We start from the raw sequence: 25,088 nt of genomic DNA, 5'->3' as shown, positions 1-25,088 counted from the left end.
ACATAAGTTACAAAACCTGTTTAAAACGACGTTACACTTTTCAAAGCATGGTTATGAACGCTATAACCCGTGTTTTCGAAAGCCGCACGCAACTGGAGCCTTATCATGGACAAATACGACCGTATGCTCCTCAGCGCCCTGCTCGAAGACGGCCGCGCGTCCTACGCGCAATTGGCCCGCACGGTAAACCTCTCCGCCCCCGCCGTGGCCGAGCGCGTGGCCAAGCTGGAGGCCTGCGGCGTGATCACCGGGTATCAAGCCAAGGTGGACTTATCGAAAGTGGGTTTGCCGATTCAGTGCGTGATTGAACTGCGACTGACCAATCATGGGAGCCAGAAGGTTTATGACGCATTGGCGCAAATCCCTGAGCTGACGGAATGCCATCGGGTGACCGGTGACCCGTGCGTGATCATGCAGGCGGCGGTGGGCTCGATGCCGGAGTTGGAGAATCTAATCAACCGGATCGCGAAGTTCGGGTTCAGCAAGACGTCGATCATTTTGTCGAGCGCGATAGAGCGACGGGTGCCGTTGGGGCAGTTGGAGGGCATTGGGAAAAATGGTGGCTGAACCGCCGCCATCGCGGGCAAGCCCGGCGCCCACATTTGAAATGCATTCCAACTGTGGGAGCTGGCTTGCCTGCGATGACGTCAGTTGCATCAAAGCAGATTTGAGCGCTCAACAATCAAATCGACAATCTGCTTTATCGTGGTGATGTGGTCCCAATCCGCCTGAGTGGCGTGTAGATTGAACTGCCATTTGATCTGCATGACAAAGCAGGTCAGATCGTCATCAATGATCTTAAAGTCGTGAATAAAATCCGTTTGTTCCGACACCTGGCTTCGGTCGATGAAGCCGATGATGTCGACAAACAACTGCAAGACCCTTTCGCTGATCTCTGCTCTGGTCGGACTACCTTCCATTTTTTGCCTCATAGGCACACTTACTAATACTGATTAGATCAAAGATAGCCAGCCCCGCCGCCACGAAGGGAATGCCTCGCCCGATAATGCCAAATATCCGGACAGTACCAAACGTTGCCTTCGCCACCCTCGCCATTGTGGGCTGTCTGATCAGCGTGCGAGGGAAAAAGCGCATGCCAATGAGACTGGCCAGGTTTGTCGTCCTGCTGGAACCTACGTGAACCCAAGTACCCACGGCTATTTTGCTGATCGGTATTCCCGCCGATGCGGTAATAAATGTTGCAGCAGTCAACCCGTAGTGCTCTTGAGTACATTTCCAGAGGTCCTCGACCGTGGTGTTTGGAACCCTAGAATCGACATGCACGGGTCTGAGTAATTGATAGCTGCCGCTGCTGCTAACGCCTGGGGGATTTGGCAACGCCATGATCGCCGGACAACTTGTCATCGTGTTGCCCAAATGAAACGCCATGCTTGACGTTGAACCTAGGTCAACGCCACTCAAATCGAGCTCAAACTTGCTTCTCATGATTGCTGTATGAAGATCGCTTTCCTGCACGTCTGTAATCCCTGTACGTAAATGGCAGGCGGGATGGTAGGTCGCAGCAAGAGTTGATAGGTGGATGAAGAGGAAAAACAGAAGGGTCCTAGGCAGTGACAGGATTCAGCCTACTGCCCATTCAGAAACGGACCGCCAGAAGCTGAATTTTCAATGGCCAGCAAGACCCATCTCTTTCATTTGAAGGACGTTTCCGAGAGAATCCCACGGCCTTGTTTCCGTTGGATCAGGTAGCTAGTCTCGCTCAGTCATCGAATGTTCGGTGACCGGACGTGCAAGTCCGACGGCAAGCAGAATCCACAAATCAACCTACAGCTTAATGCCCAGCTTGATGCTTGGCGTTCGCCCGTTATGGCGGCTGTGCGTGGGAGACCTTCGGGTCTGCTGGGTTTAGCTCCTTGCCCCGGTCTTGCACACCTACGTACAGTTGCCACCCTCATTCGCGTGCAAGCGAGGGGTGTCGACTTCTTCCCAGCAAGGAGTGTTCACCATGGTCAAAGTAACCCCCGATCCACCATGCTTCCTCAGCGAAGATGCCCTGCTCAACCGCCGAGCCATCGACTACTACCTCAAAGCCTGCGCCCCGGACGCACCTCATTTCGCCCTGAACGACAACCTGAGTTTCGAAGACGCCCTCGCCCATGCGGCGGATTTGCTGCATTGCGCGGTGGAGACGGCGCCTTCATCGAATGAGGCGATGAAGGCGCAGCAGCGGGCGGTGATGCATTTGGTGGGGATGGCAAAGGGAGTGGTGGATCGTGCGCTGGAGTGTATGCAGCCTTAATGAACACTGCATAACCCATGTGGGAGGGGGCTTGCCCCCGATGGCAGTGTGTCAGCCAATACATCTCTAGCTGACAGACCGCTATCGGGGGCAAGCCCCCTCCCACATTTTGAGTTCCACATTTAGAGCGTCAGTGTTCTGGGGATTGTGGCAGGCTCAGAACCCGCGATGCTTCTTCAGGTGTTCATTGATCTTCGCCGCCGGCACTTTCTGCAAGGTGCACAGCAGCTCATGGGACAGTTCGCGCAAGCCGTGCGTACGGCGCAGCTCCTGGGCCAGATGGGCGGTGAGGTTGGCCGCCATTTCCGCATCCGCCATCGCCCGGTGAGCCTTACCCGTGTGGGGCAGTTGCGCGTAGGCGTTGAGGGTGCCGAGCTTGTGGTTGGGCGCGGCCGGCATGAGGCGGCGGGCCAGTAGCAAAGAGCAGGCGAATTTTTGCAGGCGGGTGCGGCGGATCAGGCCCAGTTCGTAGTCCCAGAATTTCTGGTCGAACGCGGCGTTGTGCGCCATCAGTGGCGTGGTGCCGACGAATTCGTTGACTTCGTTCATCACCCGCTCGGCCGGTGGCGCGCTGCGCAGCATGGCGTTGCTGATGCCGGTGAGTTGTTCGATAAAGCCCGGCACGCGCACGCCGGCGTTCATCAAGCTCTGGTAGCGGTCCACGATCTGGCCACGCTCAAGGATGACCACGGCGATCTCCGTGGCCCGGCAATGACTGTTCGGCGTAATACCGGTGGTTTCAAAGTCGATGACCGCTATACGTTCCAAACCTGTTCCCACTCCGTCTAACTGTTTATTAAGCCGCCGTGCACTATTTGAGCAGCAGCGCGCCTTCGATCGGCACGTAGCGGCTGGCCGCGCGTATCAGCGAGTTGGCCGTCAGCCCCGGTACGCCGTAGGCCACCGCTTCGACGCCATGCTTATTGATGATGCGGTCGAGCAGCATGTCGAAATCACCGTCGCCGGAAGCCAGCACGATTTCGTCGACGTGGTCGGCGGCGTCCATGATGTCGATGGTGATGCCCACGTCCCAGTCGCCCTTGGCCGAACCGTCGCTGCGCTGGATGTAGGGCTTGAGTTTTACCGTAAAGCCCAGGTTGCGCAGGATCTGCTGGAATTGCTGCTGCTTGCTGTCGCCACGGTCGATGGCATACGCGTACGCCTCGACGATCTGCCCGCGCGAGCTGATATCAGCCCACAAAGCGGCGTAGTTGAAGTGGCAACCATAGGCCTGGCGGACGGTGTAATAGAGGTTCTGAACATCGGCGAACACTGCAATTTTCTTCACCGCACTTCCTCATGACAGCCAGGCGCCAGGGCCCGGAAAGGGTGCCAGTATGCCAGCCGCGAGTGAGTTGCCGGGAAAAATCAGACCGGGGCGACGAAGCGCCCCGGCCAAGATGCGTCAGACGAAGGAATCGTCATCGCCGAAAGAGGAAGAGTCGTCGGAATAATCGCTGTCGGCGAAGCTGTCCGAGTTGTTGCTGCCCCAACTGTCGTTACCGGCAAACTTCTGGTCATCATTGCCCCAGTTGCCGTTGTCACTGGCAGGCGCCGGCTCTTCGCGGATGATTTCTTCCACCACTTGCGGTTGTTGCGAGTTGTGGTTGAACAGGCTGCTGATACCTTCGGCCAGCAACACACCACCGGCCACGCCGGCAGCGGTTTTCATTGCGCCGCCGAGGAAACCGCTGCCCACTGGCGCTGCGGCAGGCGCCTGTTGCGGCTGCTGATAATTCTGCTGCGGCGCCGGCTGGCCAAAGGACGGCCGTGCCGGTTCACGCCAGCCACCGCCGGAGGACGTCGGCGCATTTTGGGCGGGTTGCGGGTCACGGGAACCGCCACCGCCAAAGATGCTCGACAAGAACCCACCGCCACTCGAAGGCGCAGGTTGTGCTGATTTAGCCCGTTGCAGCTCATCCTGCAATTGCTGGATCTGCTGCGCCTGCTGTTTATTCTGCGCGTCGAGACTCTTGAGCGCGTGTTCCTGCACCAAAATCGACTGGGTCATGTAGTACCCAGCGGCCGGTTGGCGAGTCATGTGCTCCTTGATCCGCGCTTCAGCCTGGGCGTCGCGGGGGGCTGAGTCCGTTTCGGCTTGCTGCAACCGTGAAAACAGTCCATCGATCAGGGTTTGCTCTTCGCTGTTCATGGCGACCTCGTTAGATTGCCGGTAGAAATCGTGGTGTCGCCTTTAATCAGGCGCCGTCCTAGTTATGGGGGTGTTACGAGTTGTTTCAATGGTCTTTACTCAAGGTTTACGTTTGCTTACCGCCAGTGATGATCGGTTAAAGTGTTGCCCTTGCTTTCAGGCCTGCGATGAACTTGATGAATCCGTTAGACGTATTGCGCGACTCTTTCCGCTTCACCCAACGCAACCTGGGCGCCATCGTCCAGCTGTGCTTGCCGTTGGTGATTTTCGAAGCCCTGCTGCAACAGGTGCTCAACCACGTGGTGGGCCCGGATGCGTTCCCCGGCTACAGCGTGGTGGTGGGGTTGCTGGTGTACCCGCTGTACACCGGCGCGCTGATCCTGTTTCTGGATGCTCGCACACGGGGCGAGTCGCCGCGCACTAAAGATATATGGGCCATGTCCCTCACCCTGTGGCCGCGCTTCGCCCTGCTGACGGCCATGAGCACGCTGCTGATCCTGTTGGGGCTGTCGCTGTACTTCCTGCCGGGCCTGTGGCTGATGGTGGTGCTGGCCTTTGCCGAGTACCTGCTGGTGCTGCGCGGCATGCCGGCGCTGGAAGCGATGAAGGAAAGCTTCCGCCTGAGCCGTGGGCATTTCTGGATGATCCTGGTGTGCCTGCTGTGTGTGATGACCCCCTTGTGGCTGCTCAAGGGCGCCAGTGTTGCGGCGTATCCCGAGCCTGCGCCGCTGCTGGGACTGTTGCTGGACAGCGCCCACAGCTTCCTGCAATTGTTTACCAGCGTGGTGCTGTTTCGTTTATTCATGCTGATCGGTGGCGATGCAGACGCACGGTGATATGCTCCGTGCCACTCCTGAAACGCTATAAGCCGAGCCGATGACCCGTTTATTGCGCATCACCCTGCTGGGCCTGTTGATCATCACAGGCCTGCTCGCCACCCTGATCTACAGCCTCACCTGGCGCCCCGAGCCGAAGGAAACCCTGCCGGTGAGCTGCGTTGCACCGCGTGCGCCCACGCTGCTGCCGGGGCAGGCGCTCAAAGTCATGACCTGGAACGTCCAATACCTGGCCGGCAAGAACTACGTGTTCTGGTACGACACCGCCGACGGCAGTGGCCCGGACGACCGTCCCACCGTGGAAGACATGGCCGCCAGCCTCGACGAAGTGGCACGGGTGATTCGCGATGAACAACCCGACATCCTGCTGCTGCAGGAACTCGACGAAAACGCCAAGCCCTCCCATTACCAGGACCAGCTTGCCCTGCTGCAAGAGCGCCTGGTCGACCTCTACCCCTGCAGCGTCCAGGCCTTCGACTGGAAGGCCGACTTTGTTCCCGACTGGCATATCTTCGGCAGCGTCGGTCGCAAGCTGGCGACACTGAGCCGCTACCAGATCGAGCACGCCGAACGCCTGCAACTGCCGGCGCCCGAAGCCAATATCATCAGCCGCCAGTTCCAACCCAAGCCCGCCCTGCTGTTGACCTACCTGCCGCTGAGCGACGGTGGCCAACTGGCCGTGCTCAATACCCGCCTGGACGGTGATAGCCCTGGGCGCAGTGCGGTGCAGGAACAAGTAAAAACCACGGTCAAGCTGCTGGATAAATTCGAAGGCCGTGGCACGCCCTGGCTGATCGGTGGCGATTTCAACCTGCTGCCCCTGGGGCAATTCCTGCGCCTGGACGCCGGCAAACGCGGGCAGTATTCGCCGGACAGCGAGCTGCATTTGCTGTGGGACAAGTACCCGATGATCCCGAGTAATAGCCAATCCAGCGGGATTGACCGTGAGAAATGGTTGACCCACTTCCCCAACGACCCGAGCGTGGACGGGCCCGACCGCACGCTGGACTACCTGTTCTACAGCCCGCGGATCAAGCGGGTGGAGGCGAAGGTGCGCCAGGAGGATACGTTGCGTATTTCCAACCATCTTCCGGTGATTGCCCGCTTCCTGCTGCCCGCCGCGCCATAACCAACACCGCAAAACCCATGTGGGAGGGGGCTTGCCCCCTCCCATATTTGGACCTGTGGCGTTACGACTTGCGAGGTTTTATCCGCGCGGTCGCTTCAGCCACCAACGGATCATCCGGCCAATAGTGCTTCGGGTACCGCCCCTTCAAATCCTTCTTCACCTCGGCGTAGGTACTGCGCCAGAAGTTCGCCAGGTCCTGCGTCACCTGCACCGGCCGACGCGCCGGGGACAGCAGGTGCAGCTTCACCACCTGGCGTCCGCCGGCAATGCGGGGTGTATCCGCCAGCCCGAACAATTCCTGCAAACGCACCGCCAGAATCGGCGGCTGCTCGCTGTAGTCCAGCCGCACCGACGAACCCGACGGCACTTTCACGTGCTGCGGCGCCAGTTCGTCCAGGCGCTGGGGCAACGGCCAGGGCAGCAGGTTGTGCAGGAAGCTGGAGATATCCAGACTGGCGAAGTGGCTCAGCCGCGAGACTTTGCCCAGGTAGGGCATCAGCCAGTGCTCGAGGCTGGCGAGCAACGCCTTGTCGCTGATGTCGGGCCATTCGCTGGTTTTACCGGCGTCCAGCTGGCGCAGCAGCATGACGCGGGCCTGCCACTGGCGCAGCTCCGGCGTCCACGGCAGCAGCTCCAGGCCTTTGCGGCGCACCAGGTTGACCAGCGCCTGGCTGCGTGCGGATTCGTCGAGACCGGTCAACGGCTCACGGCTGAGCACCAATTCGCCGACTTTGCGTTGGCGTTCGGCGCGCAGCACGCCTTCGCGTTCATCCCAGTCCAACTGGTCGACGTTGCACACTTGTTCGGCGAGCACCGTGTCGAACAGCATCGGGTCAAAATCCGCCGCCAGGTAGATGCGTTCTTCACGCTGGCCCTGGCGACTGCCCAGGTCGGCGATGACCAGCCAGGGTTGCTTCATCAGGCTGTCAGCCTCGGCGAACACTGCAGCGCGGCCGTTGGCCAGGCGGTATTCGGCACCACCGGGGCGCCGTTGCTGGGCGACACGGTCCGGGTAGGCCAGGGCCAGCAAGGCACCGAGCCAGCGCGGGTGATCGGGGTCGGCAACGGGTTGAGCCGCCTGGCCTCTTAAGTAGCCACGATATTGTCGCGCCAGTTGCTTGGCCCGCTGCACGCCGCCTTGGCTGCCGCGGGCGCGCTCCTCGCCGGACAGAAGCGCCAGCCGACTGTGCAAATCCGCACCGCCACCGCGCAAGATATCGCGCTCTCCCAGCAAGGCGGCCACGTCGCATGCCGTCGCCGCCAACCCGAGATCTTGCCCGCGCAGCAACAAATGGGCGATACGCGGATGGGCCGGCAGCTCGGCCATCTTCTGCCCATGGGCGGTGAGCGTGTCGTCATTCAAGGCGCCGAGGCGCTGCAACAAATCCTGAGCCTGGGCATACGCAGCAGTCGGCGGCACATCCAGCCATACCAACTGCGCAGGCGTGACGCCCCAGCGCGCCAACTGCAGCGCCAGGCCGGCCAGGTCGGCCGCCAGAATTTCCGCACTGCCGTACGCAGCCAACCCTTCATGCTGGTCCTCGGACCACAAGCGATAACACACCCCAGGTTCCAGGCGCCCTGCCCGGCCGGCGCGCTGGGTGGCGCTGGCGCGGGAGATACGTTGGGTGTCGAGGCGGGTCATGCCGCTGCCGGGGTCGAAACGCGGCACCCGCGCCAACCCGGCATCGATCACCACGCGCACGCCGTTGATGGTCAGGCTGGTCTCGGCGATGTTGGTCGCCAGCACGACTTTGCGTTTGCCCGCGGGCGCCGGGTCGATGGCCGCGCGCTGGGCGTTGAGGTCGAGCTCGCCATGCAACGGGCACAGCAGCACATCGGTGCGATCGCCCAAGGCATCGGCCAACTGCTGGTTGACCCGGCGAATCTCCGCCTGCCCCGGCAAGAACACCAGCACGCTGCCGGTTTCGTCATGCAGGGCTTCGAGGATCGTTTGCACCACACGCGGCTCGATGAATTCACCCGGCTGGTACGGCCGCCCCCAGCGCATCTGCACCGGGAACATACGCCCTTCGCTGCGCAGGATCGGCGCGTCATCCAGCAGGCTGGCCAGGCGTTCGCCTTCGAGGGTGGCGGACATCAGCAGGATTTTCAGCGGTTGCTCATCGCGAAACAGCTCGCGGCCGCTCAGGCTCAGGGCCAGCGCCAGGTCGGCATCAAGGCTGCGTTCGTGGAACTCATCGAAGATCAGCAGGCCCACGCCGTCCAGCGCCGGGTCGTCCTGCAGGCGGCGGGTGAGGATGCCTTCGGTGACCACTTCGATGCGGGTGTTGGGGCCGACTTTGCTGTCCAGGCGGATGCGATAGCCGACGGTTTCACCGACCTTCTCGCCCAACTCGCTGGCCAAGCGTTCGGCCGCCGCACGGGCGGCGAGACGACGGGGTTCGAGCATCAGGATGGTCTGCCCGGCCAGCCATGGCTCATTCAACAACGCCAACGGCACACGGGTGGTTTTACCGGCGCCGGGCGGCGCTTCCAGCACGGCCTCATGGCGAATCGCCAAGGCGTCACGCAGGGCGGGTAAAACATCATCAATCGGCAACGAATTCATACTGGCTCCAAAGCAGAGCGGCGAGTATAACGGCGAACTGCCGAGTGCCGACGATGGTCTCAAGGCCATTGCCATAAGACCGTTGCTATATAGTCCCGTATCAACCGTGTTCAGGAGAGTTTCCATGCGTATCGCTTCCCGTGTCATCGGCGGTGTCCTCGCCTTCACCCTGCTGAGCCAACTGACGGCTTGCGGCTCGATTTTCTACCCCGACCGCCGTGGCCAGATCGACGGCAAGATCGACCCGACCATTGCCGTGCTCGATGCCGTGGGCCTGCTGTTTTATGTGATCCCTGGCCTGATCGCGTTTGGCGTGGACTTCGCCACCGGCGCAATTTATTTCGAACCGGGCAAGACCGCCCAGGTCGACCCGCAAAAACTCCACGAAGCCATTGGCGCCGATGGCAAGGTCGACAACGCCAAACTGCAAAGCATCATCCAGAAAGAAACCGGCCGCACCCTGCCGCTCGACGACCCGCGCATGATCCAGTTCAAGGGCAGCGTGCAACAGCTCGCCAGCCTGGGCCTGCAACCCGCCGCTTAAGGACCGTCTATGACCATCAGCCCCGAACACGCCAGGCTCCTGCGCCTGGCCACCCGCGCGTCGGTGGGCGTGGCCTGTGCACTGATTATCACCAAGGCCATCGCCTGGTGGCTCAGCGGCTCGGTGAGCATGCTCGCCGGCTTGACCGACTCCCTGCTGGACGGCGTGACTTCGCTGCTGAACCTGGTCGCGGTGCATTACGCCCTGCGCCCGGCCGATGACGATCACCGTTACGGGCATGGCAAGGCCGAGTCGCTGTCGGGCATGGCCCAGGCGCTGTTTATCGGCGGCAGTGCGGTATTGATCGCGTTCCAGGCCTACGAGCGCCTGCAACATCCAGAGCCGGTGGGCGCGCCGTGGTTAAGCATTGGCGTGATCATCTTTTCCCTGGTACTGACGGTGGCGCTGTTGATGCTGCAACACCGGGTGATCCGCGAAACCGGCTCCAACGCCGTGCGTGCGGACTCGCTGCACTACCGCTCCGACTTGATGCTCAACGGCAGCATTCTCGTGGCACTGGTGCTGGCGGGCATGGGCTTTCATCAAGTCGACGCCTGGTTTGGCCTGGGCATCGCCGCCTACATTTTGTGGAGCGCGATCCAGATCGCCCGGGAAAGCTTTGCGGTGCTGATGGATGAAGAGCTGCCGCCGGACGTCAGCCAGCACATGCTGGAACTGGCCCGTGGCGTACCGGGGGTGTTGGGTGCGCATGATTTGCGCACGCGGATTTCCGGCAGCCACTGGTTTGTGCAACTGCACCTGGAACTGCCGGGAGAATTGACGCTGTCAGTGGCCCATGGCATCAGCGACCAGGCTGCCGATGCCATTCACAAAGCCTACCCGCGCGCCGAAGTGCTGGTGCACGCCGACCCGCGGGAAGTGGTCACGGGCAATAAAACCTAGTACTGCACCTGATAACCACGACTGCTCAGGCAGTTGCCCTGGGCCTGGCGGTAGGTTTGCACCACCGCCGGGTCGGGGGCGTAGGTCACTTGCTGCGGGTCGAAACCACTTTGCTGCACCGCCCAGCGATAACAGTCATAACCGTCCTGCTGCACCTGGGCCGGTGACTGGCCGTTGGCGGGATACGCCACCACGTCATAGCCATTACCTTGCGGCGTAGGCTGCGGCGACGGCACGGCGGTCGGCGGTTGCACCACCACGTACTGCTGGGAGCTGCTTTCGTAGGTGTAGTAAGAGCCCGCGGCGAGGAAGAACAGCGCACTGCCTATCCACACTTCACGCGCATAGTCCGGCAGGGAATGCACGCGGATGCCATACGGTGGTGTCACCACCACATAACGTGGGCCTTGCGGGCGGTACCAGTAGCCGCCGGAGTAGAAGTAATCCTGGCCACGGTAAGGCACGCGGTAATTGTGATCGGGGAAGCGGTCGACCACGTAGCCGGGGCGATGTTGGGGGCCTGGGCCCCAGCCATTGCCGTGCCCGTCGGGGCGGCCTGGCCAGCGGTTGTCACCGGGGCGAGAGCCTGGGCCACCGGCTTCCCAGTGCGGGTTGCCATCATTGCGTCGAGGGATGTCGCGGTAATAACCCTGGCGGGGTTCCTGGGTCTGGCGCACGGTGTCGGGGCGACTCTGGATCGGCAGGTTATTCGCCGGTTGCGGTTGCGGCGGTTGCACCGGTCGCCCCTGCTCATTGCCTTGGGGGCGCCCCTGCCATTGGCCACCACCGTTCTGGCCACCGCGATCAAAATGCTGATTCTGTGGGCGCGGCTGATTGTTTTCGGGCCGTGCCTGAGTGTTTTCCGGCCGTTGCGGGGCATTTTGCGGGCGCGGTGGGTTGTTCTGCGGACGCGGCTGTTCATTTCCACCAGGCCGACCGCCCTCCGGTCCTCTTTCATGCTGACCACCGCCGTCACCGCGCGGTGCGTTGTCACGCTCGTCGGCGACTGCCTGGGCGCCAACGGTGACCATCAGCAAACCTACACCTGCCAAACGCCAGATGCGCTTCATGCTATTCCTCACTGCGGATTAGGGCCTGTCCATGAGACTGGAAAAGCCAGGCCCGGTTCTCGCACAGGTTATCAGCAGGCAAAAGAAAAGGGGTGACCCGTCGGCCACCCCTTGAGAACTTCGTCCTGGCTCAACGCTTTTGACGTTGGCTCACCTCACGCCGTCTTGTGGACAGTGTGCAGCCTGGAGGCCGGCTCAACCCTGCTGGGGTGGCGGCCGCAGCAGGCCTGATTGGGCGAGCTGCTGTGGACTGTTGTCCAGGCGGTGATTCTGTTGATAAAGATACCCGCCTGCGCCCGACAGATGATTGCGAAGATTGCGTCAATAAACAGTGCTTGCGCAATTTTTAACCCTTCATGGATAATTCACCGCAATAGTTACGACAAAGGCCATCCCAATGAGCAAGCTTGACCGATACGACCTGAGTATTTTGGCGGAATTGCAGCGCGACGCGAGGATCTCCAACCAAGAGTTGGCCGAACGCATCGGCTTGTCGCCGTCGCCGTGCTCGCGCCGGGTCAAGCAGTTGGAGGACGACGGCTACATCTCCCGTCAGGTCGCCTTGCTCGACCGCAAGATGCTCGGGCTGAGCCTGACGGCTTACGTGCTGATCGGCATGGACCGCCACACCCCCGAGCGCTTCGAGAATTTTGAAGCAGCGATCCGCACCCTGCCGCAGGTGCTGGAGTGCAGTTTGGTGACGGGGATGGATGCTGACTATCAGTTGAAAGTGGTGGTGCCGGACATGGATCACTACCAGAAACTGCTGCTGGGGCATTTGACCCGCATTGAAGGCGTGACCAGCGTGCGTTCCAGCTTTGTGCTCAATCAGGTATTGAACAGCACCGAACTGCCCCTGACCCACCTGCGCACTTAAGATCGGTGAAGGTCAAATGTGGGAGGGGGCTTGCCCCCGATGGCTGAGTGTCAGTCAGTTATTTATCAACTGACCCACCGCTATCGGGGGCAAGCCCCCTCCCACATTTGGATTGCACTTCGATCCAGGTCAATGTTGCGTCGGTAACGCTGCCGTATACTTCCCGCCTGCCCTGTCGGAAAAATACCCCATGAACAACATCGACCCCGCCCTCTTCGAAGAATGGATGATGACCGGCCTGGTCACGATCTTGATCATTTTTATGGGCTTTATCGTTTGGGACCTGGCGAAGAAGTCCAAGGCTGGGCGCTTTGGCTCGTTCATCCTGTTCTTCGTACTGGGCCTGGGCGTGGCCGCGTTCATCATCAAGAGCGTGGTGATCGGCCTGATCGAGTCCGGCGCTTTATAAGCGCGCCGGCACTTCTTTCCATTGGCCCTGATCCAGGCCATCGATTGTCCAATCGCCAATTCGTACACGCACCAGGCGTAAAGTGGGCAGGCCCACGGCCGCCGTCATACGCCGCACCTGGCGGTTACGTCCTTCACGAATCACCAATTCCAACCAATGGGTCGGCACGCTTTTGCGAAAGCGCACGGGCGGGTTACGTGGCCATAACGCCGGTTCTTCCAATAGCCGCGCTTCGGCGGGCAAGGTCTTGCCGTCGTTGAGCGCTACGCCGTCGCGCAAGCGTTGCAGCTGCTCTTCGGTGGGCTCGCCTTCCACTTGCACCCAGTAGGTTTTCGCCAGTTTGTGCTTGGGGTCGGCAATCCGCGCTTGCAACTGGCCGTCATTGGTCAGCAGCAACAGGCCTTCGCTGTCACGGTCCAGGCGGCCCGCCGGGTAGATACCGGGGATGTCGATAAAATCCTTGAGGGTCGCGCGCCCGCCTTCGTCGCTGAACTGGGTCAGCACATCGAACGGCTTATTGAACAGGATCAACTTCGGCTCGGCCGGTGGTGCCTTGGCGACACGCCGCGCAGCGGAATACGGGGGTTTCACACCAGGGCGGCGTGAATCGGGACGGGAAGGACGGGACATGGCAAAGGAACATCTAACGGTCAGGACCGACAATGCTAGTGGCCTGACCGTTAAATAACCATCCCAACCGCTTAGCGGAACGGCGGTTCGTCGAAGCTGCGCAGTTTGCGCGAGTGCAGCGAGTTAAGTTCGGTACGCAGCAAATCCACGGCCTCAATGCCGATCTTCAAGTGCTGGCTCACCGCACGTTCATAGAACGCGTTAGCCGAACCCGGCAGCTTGATTTCGCTGTGCAGCGGTTTGTCCGACACACACAGCAACGTGCCGTACGGCACCCGCAGGCGATAACCCTGGGCCGCGATGGTGCCGCTTTCCATGTCCACGGCGACGGCGCGGGACAGGTTGATCAGCGGGCGCTCCTGGGCCCAGCGCAGTTCCCAGTTACGGTCGTCGTAGGTCAACACGGTGCCGGTGCGCAGGCGTTTTTTCAGCTCTTCGCCTTTTTCGCCAGTGACATTGGCCGCCGCTTGCTGCAAGGCCATCTGCACTTCGGCCAAGGCCGGGATCGGGATATTCGGCGGCACCACCCGGTCGAGAATCCCGTCGCGGCGCATGTAGGCGTGGGCCAGTACGTAATCGCCGATGGTCTGGGATTGGCGCAGTCCGCCGCAGTGGCCGATCATCAGCCAGCAATGCGGGCGCAGCACCGCCAGGTGGTCGGTGATGTTCTTGGCGTTGGACGGGCCGACGCCGATATTCACCAGGGTCACACCGTGGCCATCAGTGGCTTGCAGGTGATAGGCCGGCATCTGGTAACGGTGCCACACCACGCCTGCGGCAATCGCCGACGCTTCGCCGTGGTCCATGGACTTGTCGATCACCACGTTGCCCGGCAGCACCATGCGGATAAAGCGCGGGTCGCTGCGCAGTTGCTCCAGGCCATGCAGGATGAACTGGTCGACATAACGGTGGTAGTTGGTCAGCAGGATCCACGGCTGTACATGGCGCCAGTCACTGCCGGTGTAATGCACCAGGCGACGCAACGAGAAATCCACGCGGGCAGCATCGAACAGCGCCAGCGGCAGCGGGTCGGTGTTTTCCCAATCGTAGAGGCCATCGGCGATGCCATCGGTGGCGGCCGACAGGTCGGTGCTGGGGAACACGCGCGCCAGGGTCGCAGCGGTCACGCCGGAGCCGGCCAGTTCGTCGCCCTGCTCCACCACGTACGGGTACGGGATGTTCTGCTGGCTGACGCCGACTTCCACCGTCACGGTGAAGTCGTGCATCAGCGGCACCAGTTGTTCCAGCAGGTACTTACGAAACGCTGCAGGATGGGTGACGGTGACGCTGTAGGTCCCCGGCAATTGGACCTTGGCATAGGCGCGGGTGGTCTGAGGGACTTCGCCGTGGCAGTGGTAGGTCAGGCGCAGTTCCGGGTAGCGAAACAGCGCACGTTGTGCGGCGTCGGGCTCGACGCGGTCTTTGAGGTATTGCTTGAGGGCTTGATTGAGCGCGCCGGTAGCACGCTCATGCAGAGCCGCCAGCCGATCGACGGCCTCTTCGGCGGTTTGAACGACAACAAAAGCTTCGGTCACGGTAAGCATCCTGTGTTCTGACTTGCAGGCCTTTATCTTGCCTGTATCCCGGCCGCACCGAAACACCAGAGTTGGAATGCAGTAAATGTGGGAGGGGGCTTGCCCCCGATAGCTGACGGTCAGCCAACACCTCTGTCGCTGACAAACCGCTATCGGGGGCAAGCCCCCTCCCACATTTTGACCGCGTTTACATAGATGAATGCGGGCTTGAGCGAGCGACGATGGCGTCGACGTCAACGCCTCGCGGCAACGTGCCATACACCCGGCCGGACGACTCGCCCAACCGACTGGCGATAAACCCATCACTCACCGCCGCAATCCCCGCCTCGAGCAGCAACTTGGCCTGCAACGCCACGGCAATGTCCTCGGTGAGCTGCCGCGCGCGGTATTGGATGTCCTGGGTGTCCATGAACGCCGACTTCAGCTGTTCGATATGCCGCGCCAACAGCCGGTCGCCATGCCCATCCCCCAACTCCACAAACAGCGCCTCCAACACACCCGGCTCTTTCGACAACGCCCGCAGCACGTCCAGGCACTGCACATTGCCGGAACCTTCCCACGTCGAATTCACCGGCGCCTCACGGTACAGACGCGGCAGGATGCTGTCCTCGACATACCCGGCACCGCCCATGCACTCGGCGGCTTCGTTGATCATCGCCGGGGCGCGCTTGCAGATCCAATACTTGCCCACCGCTGTCACCAGACGGGAAAACTTGGCTTCCTGCTCATCACCCAGGTGATCCAGCGCCCGGCCCATGCGCAGGCTCAAGGCCAGTGCGGCTTCGCTTTCCAGCGCCAGGTCGGCCAGCACGTTCTGCATCAGCGGTTGCTCGCTGAGCACGCGGCCACCCACGGAACGATGGGCACAATGATGGCTGGCCTGGGTCAGCGCCTGGCGCATCAGGGCGCTGGAGCCGACCATGCAATCAAAGCGGGTCATGGCGACCATCTCGATGATGGTCGGCACGCCACGACCTTCCTCGCCGATCATCCAGGCCAGGGCGCCACGGAACTCCACTTCGCTGGAGGCATTGGAGCAGTTGCCGAGCTTGTTTTTCAGGCGCTGGATATAGAACTCGTTGCGCGTGTCATCCGGGCGGTGCCGGGGCAGCAGGAAACAGGTGAGGCCCTTGTCGGTCTGGGCCAGCGTCAGGAAGGCATCGCACATCGGTGCCGAGCAGAACCACTTGTGGCCCACCAGTTCATACGCCTGGCCGGGGCCGCCCGCGCCTACGGGGTAAGCGCGGGTGGTGTTGGCGCGCACGTCGGTACCGCCTTGTTTCTCGGTCATGGCCATTCCGATGGTGGCACCGGCCTTATGGGCGATGCCGACGTTGCGCGGGTCATAGTCGGTGCTGAGAATCTTCGGCAGCCAGGTCTTGGCAAGGTCAGGTTGCAGGCGCAGGGCCGGCACGCAGGCGAAGGTCATGGTCAGCGGGCAGCCGGTGCCCGCTTCGGCCTGGCTGTGCAGGTAGGTCATGGCGGCGCGGGCTACATGGGCGCCGGACTGCGGATGAGCCCACGGCAGCGACGGCAGGCCGTGCTCGACGGCCGTGCGCATCAGCTCGTGGTAAGCCGGGTGAAACTCCACCAGGTCGATGCGATGGCCATAACGGTCGTGGCTGCTGAACACCGGTTTGTTCTGGTTCGCCAGGAATCCGGCCTCCATCAGCGGCCCGCCGGCCAACGCACCGTACGCATCAATGCGCGCGTGTGCCCAGCCGGCGCCAAAGCGGCGCGACCATTCCTGCAGGGGCAAATCGATGCGGTACAGGTTGGTGCCGTCCAGGGACGGGGGCTGGTTGGTGACGTCGTGGGTTTCGGCGAACTGATGCAGGTTCATGACGGGCCTCCTGGAAAAGGCCACGTTTATTTGAGGCCTGAATTTCAGTTAAGCACCGTCATACGCCTTAAAACAGTGGCATACCCGCCGAATGTCCGGCGCTTTCGCCCTCTACCGTGCCCAGTAACCGCCGCGCCAACACCGCCTGCAAGGCCTCGAAACGTACGGGTTTGGCGAGGCGTTCGGAGACGCCGATGCCATGGCAGTGCTCGCGCTCCGACACAATCAGTGAGGTACTCAAGGCGATTACCGGCAACTCGCCGCAACCAGGCAGTGCACGGATCTGACAGCACAATGAGAAGCCACCTTCGGGAAGGTCCAACAACACCGCGTCGAAATTCCCACCCTGCAAGGCCGCCAGTGCATTCGGCCCACTGTCTACGGTTTTCACCCGATAGCCGAGCTTGAGCAGCATGCCGCGTACCACCAGTTGGCCCACGCTGTTGTCATCCACCAGCAGCACCGAGCAGTCCTGCGGGGCGCGCTGCTTATCCGGGACGGGGCTGGATTCGGCCGGTAGCGGGCTGACTTCCATTTCCAGCTGGAAGCGACTGCCTTTGCTCGGTTCGGAATGATGAGTGAGGCGCCCCCCCAGCAACTCGATCAGCTGCCGACAAATGGCCAGGCCGATACCCAGGCCACCGTATTCGCGGGTGGTGGAACCATCGAGCTGGAAGAAACGCTGATACAGCGTGGCCTCGTCGAGGAAAGCGAAGCCAATACCGGTGTCGGTGACGATAAAGCTCAGGCGCAAGCCACCGTCACTGTGGGGCACGCCGACCACCCGCAGGCGAACCGAGCCTTCGTGGGTGAACTTGAACGCGTTATCGAGCAGGCAATCGAGGCACTGCAGCAGTTTGTCGGCGTCACCCAGCACACGGTCCGGCAGTTCGTCCGCCACGTCGATGGAAAACGCCAGGCCTTTGCTCTGGGCGCTGGCGCTGAACTGCTGGCGCAAGGTGTCGAGCGTACCGCGCAGGCTGAACACCTGGGGCTGGGCATTCAGGCGTCCGGCCTGCAATTCGGTCAGGGTGAGAATGCCGTTGACCATGCGCATCATGTCCCGCGCCGAACCGGCGGCGGTTTGCTGGTACTGCGCCAGGTCCGCGTCCAGGGGCACGGTTTGCATCAGCTCAAGGGAGCCAATCACACCGTTCATGGGGGTGCGCAGTTCGTGGGTCAGGGTGGCGAGGAATTCATCCTTGAGCCGGTTGCTGCGGGCCAGTTGCGCGTTGAGCACCTCGAGCTTCTGGCTGGCATCGAAGAGGATCTGCGCCTGTTGTTCGCGCATGGCGTTGATGCGGTCGGCCAAGGCCAGGGACAACAGCGCCACTTCAATGGCGGAGCCGATCTGGCTGGCGTACATGGTCAGGAACACATTGGGCAGGTAGCCCAGCACCATCAGGGTATTCACCACCCCACCCAGCAGGAACGCCGACCAGGCAATGATGAAATAGCGCGCCACCCGCTGGCCGCAATACCAGGCCTTGATGGCGGCGACAAAGATGGTCACGGTAAACACCAATGCCAAACCGGTGGCCAGGCGCAGCGCCAGCGCGTAGCTGGTCATCAACGACAACAGCATCACTACGCCACCACCCGCCACCAGCGCCAGCAGTAGACGGTTGATCCAGCGGCTGTGCTGGGCGGTGTGCAAAAAGCTGCGCGCAAACAGGCTGCCGAAGAGCGCTGCCGCACCGATCAGGAACGGCGTCGCGGCATTCGCCCACCAGGGGTTGTTCGGCCAGAAATACTCCACCGCCGCGCCATTCACCGACAGCTGATACATGCCGAACGAAGCGATATACAAGATGTAATAAAGGTAGCTGGTGTCGCGCACGCTGAGGTAGATGAACAGGTTGTAGACCAGCATCCCCAGCAACACGCCATAGATCAGGCCCAACACATACAGGCGCAGCGGCTGTTGTTCCAGGTAGGCCGTGCTGGACCAGAGCGTCAATGGCGCCTGGATCGAACCCTCGCTTTGCAGGCGCAGGTAGACGGTTTTTGTCTCGCCCGGCGTGAAGTCGACCTTGAACAGGTAGTTGTTCTGGCGAATCTCACGGGCGGAAAACGGCAGCGCATCCCCCGTGCGCCCGGCCAGGCGGTAGGTGCCGGTGCTGTCGGGCAGGTAGAGGTCGAGGTGGTCGAGCGGCGGGTACGCCAGCTCCAGCAACCAGGTGCGTTGCACGTCGGGGTTTTGGGCCAGGTAATGCAGATTGACCTTCAGCCAGAACACCGAGCGCGAGTAGCCGGCGTTCAGCGTGTCTTTATCGTGGGGTTTGAACTGCGTGGCGGCGGAAGGCGCGCTGACGTCGGCAATCGTGAGGGCGTCGGTCGGGTCTTCGAGCACTTGCATGGCTCGGCCCAGCGGCAGGCTTCGCGTGTCCTGGTTGAACTCGATGGCGCTGGCGAGCATCGGCAGCCCGCACAACAATAAAATCAGCAAATAGCGCATAGAGCCCCAGCGTGGCCTGTCCGGTTATGTCAAAAAGCCCCCCATTCCTTTTGAGATGACGTACACCGGTCATACAGTTAGTCGTTTGGATCCACTCTAGCATAGCCATTAAAGGCTATTGGACACCATTGAAATAATTTTTTGAAAGGCTCTAGAACAAGCGTCCCAGACGGTTTTAACGGCCAGCACCGTGCCAAAAAAGCGCGGTAATCCGGACAAAATTCAACCATCGCCAGACGGCCCCGCCAAAAGCGTTTGGTGGTAAGCTCGCGCACCATGAATATCTACAGCTCTCGCCCTGTTGTCCTCTGTCTCTCCGGCCATGATCCCAGTGGTGGCGCCGGCTTGCAGGCAGATATCGAAGCCCTGCTCGCCCAGGGTTGCCATGCGGCCCCGGCCGTCACCGCCCTGACCGTGCAGAACACCGTCAATGTCAGCGATTTCCGCGTGCTCGACCGCGAGTGGGTACTGGCCCAGGCCAATGCCGTGCTCAGCGACTCGGACGTGGCGGCGGTCAAGCTGGGCATGCTCGGCTCCACCGCGATGGTCGACACCGTGGTCGAGCTGCTGCAGGCGCATCCACACCTGCCAGTGGTGTGCGACCCGGTGCTGCGTGCCGGCGGCGGCGGCAGCCTGGGCAAGGACGAAGTCGGCTATGCGATGCGCGAGCGGCTGTTGCCGCTGTCGCTGATCGCCACGCCGAACCTGCCCGAAGCGCGCATCCTCGCTGAACTGCCTGAAGGCACCGCGGACGAATGCGCCGAGAAGCTGTTGCCGTATATCAAGCACCTGTTGATCACCGGCGGCCACGGGGACGAGCACGAAGTGCACAACCGCTTATACAGCCGCGACGGCACGCGCCAGACCTTTACCTGCCAGCGCCTGCCCGGCAGCTATCATGGTTCGGGCTGCACGTTGGCCAGTGCATTGGCCGGTCGGATTGCCCACGGTGAAGGCTTGGTCAGCGCCGTGCAATCGGCACTCAACTACACTTGGCGCACACTGCGTGACGCTGAACAACTCGGCCAGGGCCAGTTTGTACCGCGCCGGTTGCCGCTGGATTTCTGCTCTTAAAAGCACGAGGCCTGCCTGATGAAACTACGTGGCCTTTACGCCATTACCGACAGCCAACTGTTGGCCGGCAAATTCCTCGCCTACGTCGAAGCGGCGTTGGACGGTGGCGTGACCCTGCTGCAGTACCGCGACAAAAGCAGCGACGAAGCCCGCCGCCTGCGCGAAGCCGAAAAGCTGCGGGAGCTGTGCTCGCGCTACAAGACCCAACTGATCATCAACGACGACGCTGAACTGGCCGCGCGCCTAGGCGTCGGCGTGCACCTGGGCCAGACCGACGGCCCACTGACCCCGGCCCGCGCACTGCTGGGCTCCAAGGCCATCATCGGCTCGACCTGCCACAGCCAGATCGAACTGGCCGAACAGGCCGCCAAGGAAGGCGCCAGCTACGTCGCCTTCGGCCGCTTCTTCAATTCCAACACCAAGCCCGGCGCTCCGGCCGCCACGGTCGAGATGCTGGCCCAAGCCCGTGCGCGCGTGCAGCTGCCGATCTGCGTAATCGGCGGCATCACCCTGGAGAACGCCGAACCGCTGGTGGCGCACGGCGCCGACCTGCTGGCGGTGGTGCACGGCCTGTTTGGCGCCGACAGTACGCAGGAAGTCACGCGCCGTGCTCGCGCGTTCAACGATCTGCTTAAAATTTCAGTTTAGAGAGCCCCCTCATGTCCCGTTCCGAAACGCTGTTTGCCAATGCTCAGAAACACATCCCCGGCGGTGTGAACTCCCCCGTGCGTGCGTTCAAAAGCGTCGGCGGCACGCCACTGTTCTTCAAGCATGCCGAAGGCGCCTACGTCACCGACGAAGATGACAAACGCTACGTCGACTACGTCGGCTCCTGGGGCCCGATGATCCTCGGCCACAGCCACCCGGACGTGCTGGACGCGGTGCGCAAGCAGCTGGAACACGGCCTGTCGTACGGCGCGCCGACCGCCATGGAAACCGAAATGGCGGACTTGGTGTGCGCCATCGTGCCGTCGATGGAAATGGTGCGCATGGTCAGCTCCGGCACCGAAGCCACCATGAGCGCGATCCGCCTGGCCCGTGGTTTCACCGGCCGCGACAGCATCATCAAGTTCGAAGGCTGCTACCACGGTCACTCCGACAGCCTGTTGGTGAAAGCCGGCTCCGGCCTGCTGACCCAGGGCGTGCCGAGCTCGGCCGGTGTCCCGGCGGAGTTTGCCAAACACACCCTGACCCTGCCGTTCAACGACATCGCCGCCGTCGAGCAGATGCTCAATGAAGTGGGCCAGGACGTGGCGTGCATCATCGTTGAGCCAGTGGCCGGCAATATGAACTGCGTACCGCCGGCGCCGGGTTTCCTCGAAGGCCTGCGCGAGCAGTGCGACAAGCACGGCGTGGTGCTGATTTTCGACGAAGTGATGACCGGTTTCCGTGTCGCCCTCGGCGGTGCCCAGGCTCACTACGGCGTCACGCCGGACCTGAGCACCTTCGGCAAGATCATCGGCGGCGGTATGCCGGTGGGCTGCTTCGGCGGTAAACGCGAGATCATGCAGCACATCGCGCCGCTGGGCCCGGTGTACCAGGCCGGCACCTTGTCCGGTAACCCGCTGGCGATGGCCGCCGGCCTGACCACCCTGCGCCTGATCAGCCGTCCAGGCTTCCACGCCGAGCTGACCGACTACACCACGCGCTTGCTCGACGGCCTGCAACAGCGCGCCGATGCCGCCGGTATCCCATTTGTTACCACCCAGGCGGGCGGTATGTTCGGCCTGTACTTCAGCGGTGCCGACGACATCGTCACCTTTGATGACGTGATGGGCAGCGACGCCGACCTGTTCAAACGCTTCTTCCACCTGATGCTGGAAGGCGGCGTGTACCTGGCGCCGAGCGCCTTCGAGGCTGGCTTCACCTCAATCGCCCATGGCGACGCCGAGCTGAAACTGACCCTCGACGCCGCTGAACGCGCCTTCGCTGCACTGAAATAATTGGCCGCAAAAATCAGACACCGCCCAAACGGTGTCTGATTTGCTACTTTGCCTACAGAGCTTTCCGAGTTTTTTCGAGAAATTACCTGCAATCCGGCAGATAACTTGCCCAACCAGCAGAAAAACGAGTAAAGACTTTGTAAGCAGAGGCCTGCTTATTTCATAATGCGCGCTTATTGGATCCCCCGAGGGTCCGCGTGCCCCGTCAGAGGTAAGTCGATTCCCATGAAACGCACCGGCCGCACCCTGGTTCTGGGCTGCCTGTTGCTCCTTCAGCCGCTGCTGGCACATGCACAAGCAGGCGGCAACTCGTTGTTAATCCCAGCGATGGGTCGCTGCACCCTCAATACCCAGCCAGACAGCCAGGCCGAATCCCTGAGCGCGTGCCAGAAACAGGCTGACGGCGGGGATGCGCAAGCGCAATACGAGTTGGGCGAGTACTTCCACGACAGCAAAAACCCTGCACGCGACCTCAACAAAGCCTTGAGCTACTTCGAGAAAGCGTCGTTGCAGGGCCATGCGCAGGCGCAATTCGAACTGGGTAACATGTTCTTCAAAGGCGAAGGCGTACCGGCCAATAACGTCCAAGCGTATATCGTGCTGAAAATGGCGGCGGTCAACGGTGCGGAAGATGCGCTGGATACGGCCGACGAAGTGGCCGAGCACATGCAGCGCGATGAACTCGAAGTGGCGACCCAGGTACTCGGCCAGATTTTCCGTAATTACCTGCAGGAACTGCAGAGCGCGGATGGGCGATCGCCCTTCTCCCCCCTGCCCTAGACCCTGCCCTTGTGGCGAGGGAGCTTGCTCCCGCTGGGCTGCGACGCGGCCCCAGTCCCCCTTCACTGACTTCTATATGACACACCTGTATGGCATTGGGGCCGCTTCGCGCCCCAGCGGGAGCAAGCTCCCTCGCCACAAAAGACTTATTTCTCAGGCATCGGCATCGGAAACGGCATCACATTGCTGGTGCCCCGCGCCTCGCTGATCTTCGGCGTGCCCAGGCGCTCGACTTCATCGATGCGCACAATCGAATGCATCGGCACAAAACTGCGCACCACACCTTCAAACTGAGCCTTGAGCTTCTCCTCGCCCGGGTCGACGACCAATTGAGTGCGCTCGCCAAAGACGAATTCTTCCACCTCCAGGAAACCCCACAGATCGCTCTGATAGATCTGCTTGGCGTACATTTCGAACACCTGGCCCTGGTTGAGGAAAATCACCTTATAGATTGGAGCTTCACGTTTGGTCATGGTGGGCGAGGAACACATGGGGGATATAAAAGAGGGCGCGAACTATAGCATGGCACCCGATGCACAGCGCTAGGAACCGATGGGCATGACCCCTATAATGCGCGGTTCTTTACCACCAGTTGACGATTCCCATGGCCAAGAAGCTTTACATCGAAACCCACGGTTGCCAGATGAACGAGTACGACAGCTCGCGCATGGTCGACTTGCTGGGTGAACACCAGGCCCTGGAAGTCACCGCCCGCGCCGAAGATGCCGACGTGATCCTGCTCAATACCTGCTCGATCCGCGAGCGGGCCCAGGACCGTGTGTACTCGCAGCTGGGCCGCTGGCGCGAATTGAAGCTGGCCAACCCGGACATGGTGATCGCCGTCGGCGGTTGCGTGGCCAGCCAGGAAGGCGCCGCGATCCGCGACCGCGCGCCCTATGTCGACGTGGTCTTCGGCCCGCAGACCCTGCACCGACTGCCGGAAATGATCGACGCCGCCCGTATCACCAAGCTGCCACAGGTTGACGTCTCGTTCCCGGAAATCGAAAAGTTCGACCACTTGCCCGAGCCGCGTATCGACGGGCCGAGCGCCTATGTGTCGGTAATGGAAGGCTGCAGCAAGTACTGCACGTTCTGCGTGGTGCCCTACACCCGTGGCGAGGAAGTCAGCCGGCCATTTGACGACGTGCTGTCGGAAATCATCCACCTGGCCGAAAACGGCGTGCGCGAAGTGACCCTGCTGGGCCAGAACGTCAACGGCTATCGCGGCCTGACCCAGGACGGCCGCCTGGCCGACTTGGCGGAGCTGATCCGCGTGGTCGCAGCGGTGGACGGTATCGAGCGGATTCGCTACACCACCTCGCACCCGCTGGAGTTCTCCGACAGCCTCATCCAGGCCCACGCCGAAGTGCCGGAACTGGTCAAGCACCTGCACTTGCCGGTGCAGTCGGGTTCGGACCGCATTTTGTCAGCGATGAAGCGCAACCACACCGCACTGGAATACAAATCCAAACTGCGCAAACTGCGCGCGGCGGTGCCGGGCATCTGCATCAGCTCGGACTTCATCGTCGGCTTCCCCGGTGAAACCGAGAAAGACTTCCAGCAGACCATGAAGCTGATCGAAGACGTCGGTTTCGACTTTTCCTACTCGTTCGTCTACAGCCAGCGCCCCGGCACCCCGGCGGCCGATCTTGTGGATGAAACCCCGGAAGCGCTGAAAAAAGAGCGTCTCAACGCCTTGCAACATCGCTTGAACCAGCAGGGTTTCGAGATCAGCCGACAAATGGTCGGTTCCACCCAGCGCATCCTGGTCACCGACTATTCGAAAAAAGACCCGGGTGAACTGCAGGGCCGTACCGAGAACAACCGAATCGTAAACTTCCGTTGCGACAATCCGACCCTGATCGGCCAGTTTGCCGATGTGCACATCGATGCGGCTCAGCCCCATTCGTTGCGTGGGTCGTTGTTGCAATAATGACCTGATTAACACCGACTCAATGTGGGAGGGGGCTTGCCCCCGATGGCGGCGAATCAGATCACACATTTATTGCTGACACATCGCTATCGGGGGCAAGCCCCCTCCCACATTTGAACTGCATGGCATCAGGGTTAGAT

The 25,088-nt window shown here is 61.5% G+C and carries 25 protein-coding genes; 13 read left to right on the top strand and 12 right to left on the bottom strand.

Translation table 11 applies throughout. The features are described from left to right. Positions 1–105 precede the first annotated feature (105 nt). The gene (locus AC3ZU9_RS09860; RefSeq protein ID WP_490090646.1) at positions 106–567 is read left to right on the top strand and encodes an Lrp/AsnC family transcriptional regulator; all 462 of its coding nucleotides are present in this window, start codon (positions 106–108) and stop codon (positions 565–567) included. Between the two features lie 89 nt (positions 568–656). On the opposite strand, the gene AC3ZU9_RS09855 is transcribed toward AC3ZU9_RS09860, so the two are convergent. Further along, positions 657–920 carry an acyl carrier protein gene (locus AC3ZU9_RS09855; RefSeq protein WP_122810752.1) on the bottom strand — a complete coding sequence of 88 codons (264 nt, stop codon included), beginning with the start codon at positions 918–920 and terminating at the stop codon, positions 657–659. Next, positions 910–1,476 (bottom strand): hypothetical protein, encoded by a 567-nt coding sequence (locus tag AC3ZU9_RS09850; protein ID WP_122810753.1) that lies wholly within the window; start codon positions 1,474–1,476, stop codon positions 910–912. Before AC3ZU9_RS09850 ends, AC3ZU9_RS09855 begins: the two co-directional genes overlap by 11 nt. 490 nt (positions 1,477–1,966) lie before the next feature. On the opposite strand from AC3ZU9_RS09850, the gene AC3ZU9_RS09845 reads away from it, so the two are divergent. After that, positions 1,967–2,260, top strand: a complete 294-nt coding sequence (locus tag AC3ZU9_RS09845) for a DUF3077 domain-containing protein (RefSeq protein WP_490090645.1) — start codon at positions 1,967–1,969, stop codon at positions 2,258–2,260. Positions 2,261–2,416: 156 nt separating this feature from the next. On the opposite strand, the gene AC3ZU9_RS09840 is transcribed toward AC3ZU9_RS09845, so the two are convergent. The 3 genes from AC3ZU9_RS09840 to AC3ZU9_RS09830 form a co-directional block, all read right to left on the bottom strand. Beyond that, on the bottom strand, positions 2,417–3,028 hold the full coding sequence (locus AC3ZU9_RS09840) for a 3'-5' exonuclease (RefSeq protein WP_046036583.1): 612 nt from the start codon (positions 3,026–3,028) through the stop codon (positions 2,417–2,419). A gap of 43 nt (positions 3,029–3,071) precedes the next feature. Beyond that, complete coding sequence (locus tag AC3ZU9_RS09835) at positions 3,072–3,548, bottom strand: LabA-like NYN domain-containing protein (RefSeq protein WP_015886033.1); 477 nt, start codon at positions 3,546–3,548, stop codon at positions 3,072–3,074. A 117-nt stretch (positions 3,549–3,665) separates the two neighbouring features. After that, positions 3,666–4,412 carry a DUF2076 domain-containing protein gene (locus AC3ZU9_RS09830; RefSeq protein WP_015886034.1) on the bottom strand — a complete coding sequence of 249 codons (747 nt, stop codon included), beginning with the start codon at positions 4,410–4,412 and terminating at the stop codon, positions 3,666–3,668. A gap of 176 nt (positions 4,413–4,588) precedes the next feature. Between AC3ZU9_RS09830 and AC3ZU9_RS09825 the strand changes: the two genes are divergently transcribed. Together AC3ZU9_RS09825 and AC3ZU9_RS09820 are read left to right on the top strand one after the other, a co-directional pair. Then, positions 4,589–5,248: a YciC family protein gene (locus tag AC3ZU9_RS09825; protein WP_122810787.1), complete on the top strand. Its 660-nt coding sequence runs from the start codon at positions 4,589–4,591 to the stop codon at positions 5,246–5,248. Between the two features lie 40 nt (positions 5,249–5,288). Beyond that, a complete protein-coding gene (locus tag AC3ZU9_RS09820) occupies positions 5,289–6,377 on the top strand; it encodes an endonuclease/exonuclease/phosphatase family protein (protein WP_046036581.1) in 1,089 nt (362 codons plus the stop codon). A 61-nt stretch (positions 6,378–6,438) separates the two neighbouring features. On the opposite strand, the gene hrpB is transcribed toward AC3ZU9_RS09820, so the two are convergent. Beyond that, positions 6,439–8,949: an ATP-dependent helicase HrpB gene (gene hrpB / locus AC3ZU9_RS09815; RefSeq protein ID WP_490090644.1), complete on the bottom strand. Its 2,511-nt coding sequence runs from the start codon at positions 8,947–8,949 to the stop codon at positions 6,439–6,441. A gap of 124 nt (positions 8,950–9,073) precedes the next feature. Between hrpB and AC3ZU9_RS09810 the strand changes: the two genes are divergently transcribed. After that, positions 9,074–9,493, top strand: a complete 420-nt coding sequence (locus tag AC3ZU9_RS09810; RefSeq protein WP_490090643.1) for a polyribonucleotide nucleotidyltransferase — start codon at positions 9,074–9,076, stop codon at positions 9,491–9,493. Positions 9,494–9,502: 9 nt separating this feature from the next. After that, the gene (locus tag AC3ZU9_RS09805; protein WP_015886039.1) at positions 9,503–10,396 is read left to right on the top strand and encodes a cation diffusion facilitator family transporter; all 894 of its coding nucleotides are present in this window, start codon (positions 9,503–9,505) and stop codon (positions 10,394–10,396) included. On the opposite strand, the gene AC3ZU9_RS09800 is transcribed toward AC3ZU9_RS09805, so the two are convergent. Further along, positions 10,393–11,466, bottom strand: a complete 1,074-nt coding sequence (locus AC3ZU9_RS09800; protein WP_046036579.1) for a DUF6515 family protein — start codon at positions 11,464–11,466, stop codon at positions 10,393–10,395. The genes AC3ZU9_RS09805 and AC3ZU9_RS09800 overlap by 4 nt on opposite strands. A 397-nt stretch (positions 11,467–11,863) precedes the next feature. Here AC3ZU9_RS09800 and AC3ZU9_RS09795 point away from each other — a divergent pair, with 397 nt between their 5' ends. Beyond that, positions 11,864–12,343, top strand: a complete 480-nt coding sequence (locus AC3ZU9_RS09795; protein WP_003176264.1) for an Lrp/AsnC family transcriptional regulator — start codon at positions 11,864–11,866, stop codon at positions 12,341–12,343. Between the two features lie 199 nt (positions 12,344–12,542). Then, a complete protein-coding gene (locus AC3ZU9_RS09790) occupies positions 12,543–12,752 on the top strand; it encodes a DUF2788 domain-containing protein (protein WP_025999909.1) in 210 nt (69 codons plus the stop codon). Here the strand turns inward: AC3ZU9_RS09790 and AC3ZU9_RS09785 are convergent. The 4 genes from AC3ZU9_RS09785 to AC3ZU9_RS09770 all read right to left on the bottom strand — a co-directional run bounded on the left by AC3ZU9_RS09785 (position 12,747) and on the right by AC3ZU9_RS09770 (position 19,218). Further along, the gene (locus tag AC3ZU9_RS09785) at positions 12,747–13,382 is read right to left on the bottom strand and encodes a pseudouridine synthase (protein WP_046036578.1); all 636 of its coding nucleotides are present in this window, start codon (positions 13,380–13,382) and stop codon (positions 12,747–12,749) included. The two genes, AC3ZU9_RS09790 and AC3ZU9_RS09785, sit on opposite strands and share 6 nt — an antisense overlap. A 71-nt stretch (positions 13,383–13,453) precedes the next feature. Next, positions 13,454–14,926 carry an AMP nucleosidase gene (gene amn / locus AC3ZU9_RS09780; RefSeq protein ID WP_490090642.1) on the bottom strand — a complete coding sequence of 491 codons (1,473 nt, stop codon included), beginning with the start codon at positions 14,924–14,926 and terminating at the stop codon, positions 13,454–13,456. A 178-nt stretch (positions 14,927–15,104) separates the two neighbouring features. After that, positions 15,105–16,760: an acyl-CoA dehydrogenase family protein gene (locus AC3ZU9_RS09775; protein ID WP_093544230.1), complete on the bottom strand. Its 1,656-nt coding sequence runs from the start codon at positions 16,758–16,760 to the stop codon at positions 15,105–15,107. Positions 16,761–16,827: 67 nt separating this feature from the next. Next, positions 16,828–19,218, bottom strand: coding sequence for a hybrid sensor histidine kinase/response regulator (locus tag AC3ZU9_RS09770; protein WP_490090641.1), 2,391 nt, complete (start codon positions 19,216–19,218; stop codon positions 16,828–16,830). A 276-nt stretch (positions 19,219–19,494) separates the two neighbouring features. Here AC3ZU9_RS09770 and AC3ZU9_RS09765 point away from each other — a divergent pair, with 276 nt between their 5' ends. The 4 genes from AC3ZU9_RS09765 to AC3ZU9_RS09750 all read left to right on the top strand — a co-directional run bounded on the left by AC3ZU9_RS09765 (position 19,495) and on the right by AC3ZU9_RS09750 (position 23,015). Then, positions 19,495–20,292, top strand: coding sequence for a hydroxymethylpyrimidine/phosphomethylpyrimidine kinase (locus tag AC3ZU9_RS09765; protein WP_015886045.1), 798 nt, complete (start codon positions 19,495–19,497; stop codon positions 20,290–20,292). An 18-nt stretch (positions 20,293–20,310) separates the two neighbouring features. Continuing rightward, positions 20,311–20,940 (top strand): thiamine phosphate synthase, encoded by a 630-nt coding sequence (gene thiE / locus AC3ZU9_RS09760; protein WP_015886046.1) that lies wholly within the window; start codon positions 20,311–20,313, stop codon positions 20,938–20,940. Positions 20,941–20,951: 11 nt separating this feature from the next. Further along, a complete protein-coding gene (gene hemL, locus AC3ZU9_RS09755) occupies positions 20,952–22,235 on the top strand; it encodes a glutamate-1-semialdehyde 2,1-aminomutase (RefSeq protein WP_490090640.1) in 1,284 nt (427 codons plus the stop codon). A 225-nt stretch (positions 22,236–22,460) separates the two neighbouring features. Continuing rightward, positions 22,461–23,015, top strand: coding sequence for a tetratricopeptide repeat protein (locus tag AC3ZU9_RS09750; RefSeq protein ID WP_015886048.1), 555 nt, complete (start codon positions 22,461–22,463; stop codon positions 23,013–23,015). A gap of 146 nt (positions 23,016–23,161) precedes the next feature. Here the strand turns inward: AC3ZU9_RS09750 and AC3ZU9_RS09745 are convergent, their stop codons facing one another. Continuing rightward, positions 23,162–23,488 (bottom strand): DUF1820 family protein, encoded by a 327-nt coding sequence (locus AC3ZU9_RS09745; RefSeq protein ID WP_003194436.1) that lies wholly within the window; start codon positions 23,486–23,488, stop codon positions 23,162–23,164. Positions 23,489–23,619: 131 nt separating this feature from the next. Here AC3ZU9_RS09745 and miaB point away from each other — a divergent pair, with 131 nt between their 5' ends. Further along, the gene (gene miaB, locus AC3ZU9_RS09740) at positions 23,620–24,948 is read left to right on the top strand and encodes a tRNA (N6-isopentenyl adenosine(37)-C2)-methylthiotransferase MiaB (protein WP_015886049.1); all 1,329 of its coding nucleotides are present in this window, start codon (positions 23,620–23,622) and stop codon (positions 24,946–24,948) included. Positions 24,949–25,088: the final 140 nt, after the last annotated feature.

This window comes from Pseudomonas sp. A39 (genome assembly GCF_058145955.1).
The sequence above is the reverse complement of the archived record's forward strand: the minus strand, read 5'-3'. Positions and strand labels throughout refer to the sequence as shown.

Coding starts and splice junctions, on each gene's coding strand:
- AC3ZU9_RS09860 (WP_490090646.1), top strand. CDS start 106: ATGGACAAATACGACCGTATGCTCCTCAGCGCCCTGCTCGAAGACGGC.
- AC3ZU9_RS09855 (WP_122810752.1), bottom strand. CDS start 920: ATGGAAGGTAGTCCGACCAGAGCAGAGATCAGCGAAAGGGTCTTGCAG.
- AC3ZU9_RS09845 (WP_490090645.1), top strand. CDS start 1,967: ATGGTCAAAGTAACCCCCGATCCACCATGCTTCCTCAGCGAAGATGCC.
- AC3ZU9_RS09830 (WP_015886034.1), bottom strand. CDS start 4,412: ATGAACAGCGAAGAGCAAACCCTGATCGATGGACTGTTTTCACGGTTG.
- AC3ZU9_RS09825 (WP_122810787.1), top strand. CDS start 4,589: ATGAATCCGTTAGACGTATTGCGCGACTCTTTCCGCTTCACCCAACGC.
- AC3ZU9_RS09820 (WP_046036581.1), top strand. CDS start 5,289: ATGACCCGTTTATTGCGCATCACCCTGCTGGGCCTGTTGATCATCACA.
- hrpB (WP_490090644.1), bottom strand. CDS start 8,949: ATGAATTCGTTGCCGATTGATGATGTTTTACCCGCCCTGCGTGACGCC.
- AC3ZU9_RS09810 (WP_490090643.1), top strand. CDS start 9,074: ATGCGTATCGCTTCCCGTGTCATCGGCGGTGTCCTCGCCTTCACCCTG.
- AC3ZU9_RS09805 (WP_015886039.1), top strand. CDS start 9,503: ATGACCATCAGCCCCGAACACGCCAGGCTCCTGCGCCTGGCCACCCGC.
- AC3ZU9_RS09800 (WP_046036579.1), bottom strand. CDS start 11,466: ATGAAGCGCATCTGGCGTTTGGCAGGTGTAGGTTTGCTGATGGTCACC.
- AC3ZU9_RS09795 (WP_003176264.1), top strand. CDS start 11,864: ATGAGCAAGCTTGACCGATACGACCTGAGTATTTTGGCGGAATTGCAG.
- AC3ZU9_RS09785 (WP_046036578.1), bottom strand. CDS start 13,382: ATGTCCCGTCCTTCCCGTCCCGATTCACGCCGCCCTGGTGTGAAACCC.
- amn (WP_490090642.1), bottom strand. CDS start 14,926: ATGCTTACCGTGACCGAAGCTTTTGTTGTCGTTCAAACCGCCGAAGAG.
- AC3ZU9_RS09775 (WP_093544230.1), bottom strand. CDS start 16,760: ATGAACCTGCATCAGTTCGCCGAAACCCACGACGTCACCAACCAGCCC.
- AC3ZU9_RS09770 (WP_490090641.1), bottom strand. CDS start 19,218: ATGCGCTATTTGCTGATTTTATTGTTGTGCGGGCTGCCGATGCTCGCC.
- AC3ZU9_RS09765 (WP_015886045.1), top strand. CDS start 19,495: ATGAATATCTACAGCTCTCGCCCTGTTGTCCTCTGTCTCTCCGGCCAT.
- thiE (WP_015886046.1), top strand. CDS start 20,311: ATGAAACTACGTGGCCTTTACGCCATTACCGACAGCCAACTGTTGGCC.
- hemL (WP_490090640.1), top strand. CDS start 20,952: ATGTCCCGTTCCGAAACGCTGTTTGCCAATGCTCAGAAACACATCCCC.
- AC3ZU9_RS09750 (WP_015886048.1), top strand. CDS start 22,461: ATGAAACGCACCGGCCGCACCCTGGTTCTGGGCTGCCTGTTGCTCCTT.
- AC3ZU9_RS09745 (WP_003194436.1), bottom strand. CDS start 23,488: ATGACCAAACGTGAAGCTCCAATCTATAAGGTGATTTTCCTCAACCAG.
- miaB (WP_015886049.1), top strand. CDS start 23,620: ATGGCCAAGAAGCTTTACATCGAAACCCACGGTTGCCAGATGAACGAG.